The organism is Syntrophorhabdus sp., from assembly GCA_012719415.1.
Lineage (GTDB): Bacteria > Desulfobacterota > Syntrophorhabdia > Syntrophorhabdales > Syntrophorhabdaceae > Delta-02.
The window spans coordinates 1-8585 of the sequence record JAAYAK010000057.1 but is presented as its reverse complement, the minus strand read 5'-3'; the positions used below and the strand labels follow the sequence as shown (position 1 = coordinate 8585).

General features: G+C 58.3%; 10 protein-coding genes. 8 read left to right on the top strand and 2 right to left on the bottom strand.

Features of this window, described 5'->3' with window-relative positions; all coding sequences use genetic code 11:
* From GXX82_03700 to GXX82_03680, 5 genes are all read left to right on the top strand, one after another.
* Positions 1 to 441: ammonia-forming cytochrome c nitrite reductase subunit c552 (locus GXX82_03700; protein ID NLT22130.1), on the top strand; the 441-nt coding region annotated here is incomplete at its 5' end.
* A gap of 319 nt (positions 442 to 760) precedes the next feature.
* Positions 761 to 1639: a sensor histidine kinase gene (locus tag GXX82_03695; GenBank protein ID NLT22129.1), complete on the top strand. Its 879-nt coding sequence runs from the start codon at positions 761 to 763 to the stop codon at positions 1637 to 1639.
* Positions 1636 to 2268: a response regulator transcription factor gene (locus tag GXX82_03690; GenBank protein ID NLT22128.1), complete on the top strand. Its 633-nt coding sequence runs from the start codon at positions 1636 to 1638 to the stop codon at positions 2266 to 2268. The genes GXX82_03695 and GXX82_03690 overlap by 4 nt, the downstream gene beginning before the upstream one ends.
* 266 nt (positions 2269 to 2534) lie before the next feature.
* Positions 2535 to 2807, top strand: a complete 273-nt coding sequence (locus GXX82_03685) for a hypothetical protein (GenBank protein NLT22127.1) — start codon at positions 2535 to 2537, stop codon at positions 2805 to 2807.
* A 108-nt stretch (positions 2808 to 2915) separates the two neighbouring features.
* On the top strand, positions 2916 to 4022 hold the full coding sequence (locus tag GXX82_03680; GenBank protein ID NLT22126.1) for a hypothetical protein: 1107 nt from the start codon (positions 2916 to 2918) through the stop codon (positions 4020 to 4022).
* A 99-nt stretch (positions 4023 to 4121) separates the two neighbouring features.
* On the opposite strand, the gene GXX82_03675 is transcribed toward GXX82_03680, so the two are convergent.
* Both GXX82_03675 and GXX82_03670 read right to left on the bottom strand, forming a co-directional pair.
* Positions 4122 to 4580: a hypothetical protein gene (locus tag GXX82_03675; GenBank protein NLT22125.1), complete on the bottom strand. Its 459-nt coding sequence runs from the start codon at positions 4578 to 4580 to the stop codon at positions 4122 to 4124.
* 275 nt (positions 4581 to 4855) lie between these two features.
* On the bottom strand, positions 4856 to 5155 hold the full coding sequence (locus GXX82_03670; protein NLT22124.1) for a hypothetical protein: 300 nt from the start codon (positions 5153 to 5155) through the stop codon (positions 4856 to 4858).
* A 248-nt stretch (positions 5156 to 5403) separates the two neighbouring features.
* On the opposite strand from GXX82_03670, the gene GXX82_03665 reads away from it, so the two are divergent.
* From GXX82_03665 to GXX82_03655, 3 genes are read left to right on the top strand one after another with little or no spacing between them, the layout of a single operon-like run.
* Positions 5404 to 6735: a SpoIID/LytB domain-containing protein gene (locus tag GXX82_03665; protein ID NLT22123.1), complete on the top strand. Its 1332-nt coding sequence runs from the start codon at positions 5404 to 5406 to the stop codon at positions 6733 to 6735.
* A 29-nt stretch (positions 6736 to 6764) separates the two neighbouring features.
* Positions 6765 to 7508, top strand: coding sequence for a nucleotidyltransferase family protein (locus tag GXX82_03660; protein NLT22122.1), 744 nt, complete (start codon positions 6765 to 6767; stop codon positions 7506 to 7508).
* Positions 7498 to 8493: a phosphotransferase gene (locus GXX82_03655; protein ID NLT22121.1), complete on the top strand. Its 996-nt coding sequence runs from the start codon at positions 7498 to 7500 to the stop codon at positions 8491 to 8493. Before GXX82_03660 ends, GXX82_03655 begins: the two co-directional genes overlap by 11 nt.
* Positions 8494 to 8585 lie beyond the last annotated feature (92 nt).

The window sequence follows — 8585 nt, the reverse complement described above, 5'->3', positions numbered from 1 at the left end:
GGCATATCCTGCCCCGATTGCCACATGCCTTACATGCGGGAGAAAGGCAGGAAGTACAGCTCCCATTGGGTGACAAGCCCCATGAAACACGTCGACGCGTCCTGCCGGCGATGCCACCCCGAAGAGGCGAAATGGATCCTCAATCGCGTGAAGGCAACACAGAAGAGCGTCTGGGAACTGCAGCACACCGCTGGTACAACGGTCGCGAAGGCCCACGAGGCCGTGGCCAGGGCGGCCTCTCTGGCCGAAACGAACAAGGCGGAGTTGGAGAGGGCGAAGGAACACCTTAGAAAAGCACAGTGGTACTGGGATTTTGTCGCCGCCGAGAACAGCATGGGTTTCCACAACCCGGCCCTGTGCCTCAACATCCTCGGCCAGTCCATCGATCTCGCCCACAAAGCGAGGGAGGCGGCGGGAAAGGCGGCGGGAAGCATCCCGTGACAGCAGCGGGATTACTCTCCATCTGTCCATGTCGCGAGAACCTTCAGATCGCATGCTAAATAATATAATGGATACACTACCTTAGATGCAGTCGCAACCCTCTGTTCTGTTGCGCTTGCCGGTTTCCTTGCTATAATTGTTATAACTCTTACAGAGTGTCAGGGCGGAGAAGACGTGACGGGGGTTTGTCTTCTCCAACTGTAATTGGGACATAAAACGGGATTGCGTTCGAACGAGAAAAGCCGTGACCATCGGTTAACTGGTCACACCGGCTGGCGCGGGCGCAGAATCCCACCGGAAATGATCGCAAGGGGGCATCGTGGATAATCCCGGTACTGCGGGAAAGAAAACGGCGCGGCGGAATGTTCCGTCATCACTTCGCCGACCGGATACCCAGGAAGCCCTGGAGCAGCGTGTACAGCAGCGGACGGCCCAGCTGTCGGAGTTGAACGCGCTCCTCAGACAGGAGATCGCGGAGCGAAGAAAGATGGAAGCTGCTCTGCAGGATTCCAGGGAACGGTTGCGTCACCTGAGCATACATCTCCAGAAGATCAGGGAAGATGAGCGCACCTCACTCTCACGCGAACTCCATGACGAATTCGGTCAAACCTTGACAGGCATGAAGCTGGACGTAAGCTGGATAAAGAGAAAGGTCGCCGCCGATGACGGACTTGTGGTGGAGCGACTCAATTCCCTGCTGACGGCCCTCGACCACACTATCATTGCCGTCCAGCAGATGTCAGCCAGGCTCCGGCCTGTGGCCCTCGACGATTTCGGCCTCAGGGACGCGGTGGAGCTCGCCGCAAGGGATGTCACGAAAAGAACGAACATTGCGTGTCACATCGTTTCCGAGCCCCACAACATGACCCTTGATGACACCGTGACCACGGAGGCATTCCGGATCCTGCAGGAAGCCCTTACGAACGTCGTGCGCCATTCCGGGGCGCGTGAGGTCACGATACTCCTCAGAAAACGGAAGAATGTCTTCACCATGGAGATAAGTGACAACGGAAAGGGCATCAAGAAGAAGGACCTGGTGAACCCCAGGTCCATCGGCCTGACGGGCATGCACGAACGGGCGCACGCACTGGGCGGGACGCTCGTCATCATGGGTATGCGGGGTAAAGGCACCTCGATCACCGTTACCGTTCCGCTCCGTCCCGTCGGGCGCGACAACCGAAGGGGAATAGACCGATGATGCGAGTCATTATCGCCGACGACCACCCCGTGGTACTCAAGGGCCTCAAGGAGATCCTGCAGGAGAATTTCAGCGGCATGACCTTCGATGAAGTGCGAAGAGGCTACGAGTTGATCAACAAGATCCACCAGAATGATTATAACCTGGTCCTTCTCGATATCTCACTTCCCGATATAAATGGCCTCGAGGTGCTCAAGGAGATCAAGAAGAGAAGGACGCGCCTGCCCGTTCTCATCGTGAGCATGTATCCAGAGGAGCAGTACGCCATCAGATCCATCAAGGCCGGTGCCCAGGGATACATAACGAAGCGGAGCGCGTCGGAGGAACTGGTAGCCGCGGTCAACAAGATACTGTCGGGCAAGAGATACATCAATCCGGCATTTGCCGAACAGATGGTCATCGATTTCGAGTCCGACACGGAGGCTCCACCTCACGAGAAGCTTTCCATCCGTGAGATGCAGGTGATGAAGATGGTGGCAAGTGGGTTGACGAACAAGGAAATAGCCGATCAGCTCCACCTCAGCATCAATACCGTCCGGACATACCGGGTGCGTATCCTGGAGAAGATCTCCGTCAGAAAGACCAACGAATTGATCTGGTACGCGGTGAAATACGGCCTCGTCGAGTGAAGACGGCAACCGCCTGAGCAGCCCCAGCCGTTTGAAATACATCGAAGACCATCAAGCCACCGCAAGATCCCCGAGGGATACCCCCGGGAGGTCATCGAACAAGAAACGATGACACGTCGTTTGAACGAAACTACCACAGAATAAATGTCGATTTCGTGACAGACAGGGGCGGGATCCTGTTGTAAGGTCTGTATGAGAGGGGTCTTACGGTCGCGGAGCGTTTCCCCGGGACAACATCATTGGCCTTTCGACGGTGCATTGCGGAAATGACCGACAGACAGGGCAAGAAGAAGGTCACATTCAAGCTCCATGAGCCATCGGCACAGGAGGTTCTCATGGCAGGGAGCCTCGGCGACAGCACCGAGACCACAAGGCCGTTCAGGAAATGCAAGGATGGAACATGGAGGACAACGTTGAGACTCGACCCGGGCATCCACGAGTACCGCATAATAGTGAGCGGCATCGGAGGGGATGGGTCCGGTCCCGCGGTCGGGAGGACGGGCGCTTCTGGCGTTTTCAATTGTGTCGTATGGGTGTGAAGCGAAGTCCCAGGTTCAAGGTTCCAGGTTCAACGGGGTGAAGGCGGTTTATCTGCCCCCTATTCCCTCATCTCTGTCCCCTGTGCTACACTGTGGGGCAGAGGGATCATGGGAAAAACGATCAGACCGGGACTCCGCGTTCTTCTCATGCTCATGCTGTGCCTTCTTGTCTCCGGTTGCGTGACACCCGCCGGGTTTGATGAAGCGGCGTGGAGAAAGAAGGTGGACGCGGCGCGCACGGAGGATCTTTACGCGCCGCATCACGGGGACGGGGAGTACTTCAACCCCTGGATGCCGATGGAGGAAAAGGGGTTCCTGCGTTTCCTGAAATGGAAGCTCTCGTTCTCCCGGGAATACTCTGCGGAGGAAAGGGATTTCCTGCCCGCTTTCATTCCCGACGCCCTGGGGCGCGTCAGGGCGGCGCCCGAGGGTGACCTTCTCCTTTGGATAGGACACGCCACCTTTCTTATCCGCCTCAACTCCCGGTTCTGGCTGACGGATCCCATGCTCTCCGACAGGGCGCTCCTGCCCCGAAGAAAGACCCGTCCCGCCGTGACGCTGGAAGAGTTGAAGGACCTCGGTGTGCCCCGGCTCAACGTCGTCATATCCCACAATCATTACGATCACCTGGACGGACAGACCATCAAAGCCCTGCCGGACAGCACGCGCTTCTTCGTACCCCTGGGCATGAAGGAATTCCTCGCGAAACTCGGAAAGAACGACGTCGTCGAGATGGACTGGTGGCAAAGCGTCGACGCGGGTGACGGAACAAAGGTCGTCTGCCTGCCGGCGCAGCACTGGTCGCGCCGGATCGGCCAGACCGCGAACAGCACGCTCTGGGCAAGTTTCCTCATCATCTCTCCGAAGAACACGGTCTATTACGGCGGGGACAGCGGGTACTTCGTGGGTTTCCGAGAGATAGGCAGGCGCTATCCCGGGATAGACTACGCGCTGATACCGGTGACCGCCTACCATCCGCGGTGGTTCATGCACTACTCTCACATGGATACCGATGAATCCATCGACGCATTCGACGATCTGGGGGCCCGGTATTTCGTGCCCACCCAGTGGGGCACCTTTCATCTCGGCGATGATCCGCCGGGATTTCCCGCCATTGACCTGAAGAGAAGGATCGCCGCGAGGAACATCGACCCCTCAAGGTTCCTCATCATGGATATCGGTGAAACGCTGCCGTTGTCGGGACGATCGGAATGATCTCCCGCCGCGTGCCACATGGCCGGCTGCGGCAGGGAGGAATCCACAACCTTCGCGACCCCGGAAGGCAAGGTGACGGTAAAGCGGGAGGAGGGGGTCTCATTTGATCCACAAAAGGTCTTTCCTTATCCAACCGGTATCACCCCATTCGTCGCGGAGCCTCAACCAGTTCTTTTTGGAAGAGATGACCCTGTACGTGTAATACTTGAGAGCCGGGCTGTCCTTGACGGTGGAATACCGTGTGCCGGGCCCCTTGCGCACACGTGCTTTCTCCACCTTCACGACGGCGCATCGGTACCCGTGAGTGACGAGGCTCCTGTGTATCCAGTATGTGTCGCCATCGCAATCCCGTACGGCATACCACCTCTTGTCCGTGGATTGCCCCACCTTCTCAAGGGGCATATACCTGTAGACCTGCCACGCCACATCATGACCCTTTCCGGGCCCCGATCTCAGGTTCGCCTTTGACACCGTGACGCACAGCGCCGCCGAGGACGACGCGAGGACAAGAACAGCCAGAATGACAACTACGGAGAAGATGGCAGATCTCGTCTTCATGAACAGTCCCTCCCTGTGCTCTTCGCGTTATGGTGACGTTATTTTAGTCTGTCGGGAAGGATATGTCGGTAAAACAGCTTACAGGGAAAAAATTATCGGATGCCCAGGGTCACTGCGCGGTGTCCGGCCCTCCGGGGCATATCACCACGGACGCAGGTCGGACACCGGGTGCCTCCCCCGGAAAAGAGCGATAGGCCCCGCAGGACTCACGCGGCCTGCTGGACCTATCGCTCTTTTCTCCCTGAAACCCTCGGGCCCGAAACCTGCGGCCTTCCTCAGTAAGGATACACATATACCCTGGGCGGCGGCGGATAATAGTAGTACACCCTCGGAGGCGGGGGAGGTGGAGGAGGCGACACGACATACACGGGAGCCGGTCGCGTCAGGGTGCTTCCGATGATGGTCCCCGCGACGAGTCCGCTCGTAACTCCCACAAGACCCCAGGCCGCGCCTGTGCAACAGGACCCGCGGTAGTGTGGTCTGTGATGATATCTGCCCCGGGCATCACTGACGGCAGGCATGACAGCGATCATAACGACCGCTAGCACAAGAGCAACCAAAACCGCTTTTTTCATAACCCCTCCACCTATCGAGATTCTGTGATGCTTTGTTGCGCATTTGTAAAGCAAGAACGATACCATCCGGTGATCCGTCTCAAAGTCATCGATAATCCAAGTCTTTTTGACACGCAGCCGGCGAGGGCAAAAGATGGGTAGGCAAGATCTGTCGACATTCGACCTAAGATGCGACATTACCGTCGACAGGGCACAGCGATTGACAACCTCCTGAAAACGTACTAAGGTAAACCATCATTCGGGAGGACATGGTCTCAGCCGGCACAGAAGAACCGATCATCACCGTGGGTGTTGCGGACAGGCAACCGGAAGCGAAGGGCCGTTTCAACGGCCCCTACGTGATCGAAGGGACACGTCCGATATCGGGACCCTTTCACGCGAGAGCGGCCGCATCGGGGATAAAGCTGTTCAATGAACAAGGCGAACTCGTTGCCGACTCTTCCAGGGTACGGCTCACCGCCAGGGAAGCCTCCACTTTCACACTCTCCGACGTCACCATCGGCATCCGGTTCCACTGGGAACGCAAGGAAGACCAGGCCTTTCAGGGAAATCTCGTGCTCGAGTCCCGCGGGGACGGCACCATGGCCGTCATTAACGAGATTCCCGTCGAGGACTATCTTGTAAGCGTCATCTCCTCGGAGATGAGCGGGCGGGCACCCTTTGAGTTCCTGAAGGCCCACGCCATCATGTCACGGAGCTGGCTCATGGCAGCACTCGGACAGAAAGGCGCGCCGCGGGCGGCCACGAGGTCCGCGGAGGGTGCGGGAGAGCTTGTCCGCTGGTACAACAGGGAGGACCACGACATCTTCGATGTCTGCGCCGATGACCATTGCCAGCGATACCAGGGCATCACGAAGATCATATCCGGTGACGCCGCCCGGGCCGTGAGGGAAACCAGAGGGCTCGTCCTGTTCCACGGGGACATCGTCTGTGACGCCCGGTACTACAAGGCCTGCGGCGGCCGTACAGAGAACTACGAGACCGCCTGGGAGGATGTCCGTATCCCCTACCTTGTCAGCGTTGCCGATGGGCACGATACCGGGGGTCCCATCCTGTCCGAAGAGGATGCGGCGCGCTGGATATTCTCATCCCCCGACGCGTACTGCAACACGAATGACACGGCTCTCCTTGCCGGGATACTCCCCGGCTTCGACCAGGAAACGGTGAACTTCTTCCGCTGGAAGGTGGAATACTCCCGGGACGAACTCGAAGAGATCATCAGGCAGAGATCGGGAGTGGACCTGGGCAATCTCATCGATCTCATGCCCCTTGAAAGAGGACCATCGGGGCGAATTTTCCGCCTCAGGATAACGGGAACGAAGGGAAGCGTCATCATAGGCAAGGAACTGGAGATACGCAGATGGCTCTCGACAAGCCATCTTTACAGCAGCGCCTTTGTCGTTTCCACGGTGGGTCCGCCGGGCGGCCTGCCCGAAAGGTTCATTCTCAACGGGGCCGGATGGGGCCATGGCGTCGGCCTGTGCCAGATAGGCGCCGCGGTCATGGCGACGAAGGGGTTCACGGCACCGCAGATACTGGAACACTATTTCACGGGAGCGCGGATAGAGAGGATGTACTGAAGGGCATCCATCAAAGGTTTCGAAACTCCATGGCAAAGAAAAGGTTCAAAACGGCATTCATCCTCGGCGCGGGACTGGGAACGCGGCTGCGGCCGCTGACGGAACACCTGCCCAAACCGCTTCTTCCGCTGAACGGACGGCCCATCATCACCTATGCCATGGACCATCTCATCGGGGCAGGCATCGAGCGGTTCATCGTGAACACCCATCATCGGCCGGAGGCGTACGGGGAAACCTTTCCCGATGCCAGGTGGCGGCATGTTCCCATCATCTTCAGGCACGAACCGACGCTCCTCGATACCGCCGGAGGGCTCAAGAACATCGAGGACCTTCTCGCCGGTGACGGGGCGATCCTCTGCTATAACGGCGATATCCTGTCAGATATGCCTCTCATGGGACTCATCGCCGCGCATGAGAAGGACCGAGCCGACGCCTCGCTTCTCTTGAGGAGCGATGGCCCTCTTCGCAACGTCGATATCGACAGCTCGGGGACCATATGCGATATGCGGCACGTGCTGGGGACCAGAGGCGTGGCGCAGTGTTTGTTTACGGGCATCTACGCCGTGGAAACCTCTCTCCTCAACCACATGGAGCCTGGCAGGATAGAATCGGTCGTCGATGTCTTCCTGCGGAGGATAGCGGCACAGCCCGGCTCCATAAGGGGGATCGTTGTCGATGAAGGGACGTGGTGCGACATCGGTTCCGTCGAGATCTACCGGAAAACAGATGCCCGGATGAAAGAAGCAGGAAGGATGGAAGTCAATGGAACATGACCATATCGTGGCCTTTGCCCGCAGGACGACCGGCATCGACGCGTCGGGTCCCGCCGCGGTGGCAGCCCTTGACGCGCGCGGTTCGGACCGGACCTTCTACCGCTTCTCCTGGGGGGAAGGCAGGTCGGTGATCGTCATCGACTACGACCCCGGAAGAAAGGAGAACTCCTACTATGCCGACATAGCCCGTTACCTGCGGAGCATGCGCGTTCCCGTCCCTGAGGTGATGGGCCACGACCCCGAGGCCCATCTCATGGTGCTGGAAGACCTGGGAAGCAAAGACCTCCACGCCTTCGCCGGAGAGGATTGGCCGACGCGGCGCGTCCTGTACCAGAAGACCCTCACGGCGGCAAGAAGGCTCCACTCCATAGCGGAAAAGGACTTTCCCTCGGACAGCGTGAAACTCATGGACGGTTTCGGGCCCGAGCTCTATCTCTTTGAGCAGAACTATTTCCTCGAGCATTTCGTGAGGAACCATTGCGATGTAGCCCTCGAACCCGCCTTTGAATCACGGCTTATGTCGGAACTCTCCCGCCTGACCGATGACCTTTGCTCCCCGCAACGCTGCCTCGTTCACCGCGACCTCCAGTCCCAGAACGTCATGGTTCTGGGTTCGGAGCCGTACTTCATCGATTTCCAGGGTATGCGCTTCGGGAACCCTTTCTACGACCTGGGCTCACTCCTGTGTGACCCCTATGTCTCCTTCACCTCCGAGGAAAGAGAGGAACTCCTGTCGTTCTGCTACGTTCTGTCATCTCAGGAGCTCGACTGGGATGCCTTCCGGATGTCATTCTGGTCCGCCTCGGTGGAACGTCTCATGCAGGCCCTCGGGGCATATGGGTTCCTGGGCCGGACCAAAGGCCTCACGAGCTTTCTCGACCATATCCCGGCGGGCCTCAGCAATCTCTCAATGGCGGCCTCCCACGTTCCCTCCCTGCCCACCCTCGGCGACCTCATAAAGGAATGCTCAGTGGCGCTGGGCTGACAGATAGGACCAATAGGAGTTATAGGACCTATTGGACCTATTTTCCTATAGGTCCTATCCTCCCTGTCCCCTATCCTCCCTGTCCCCTATCC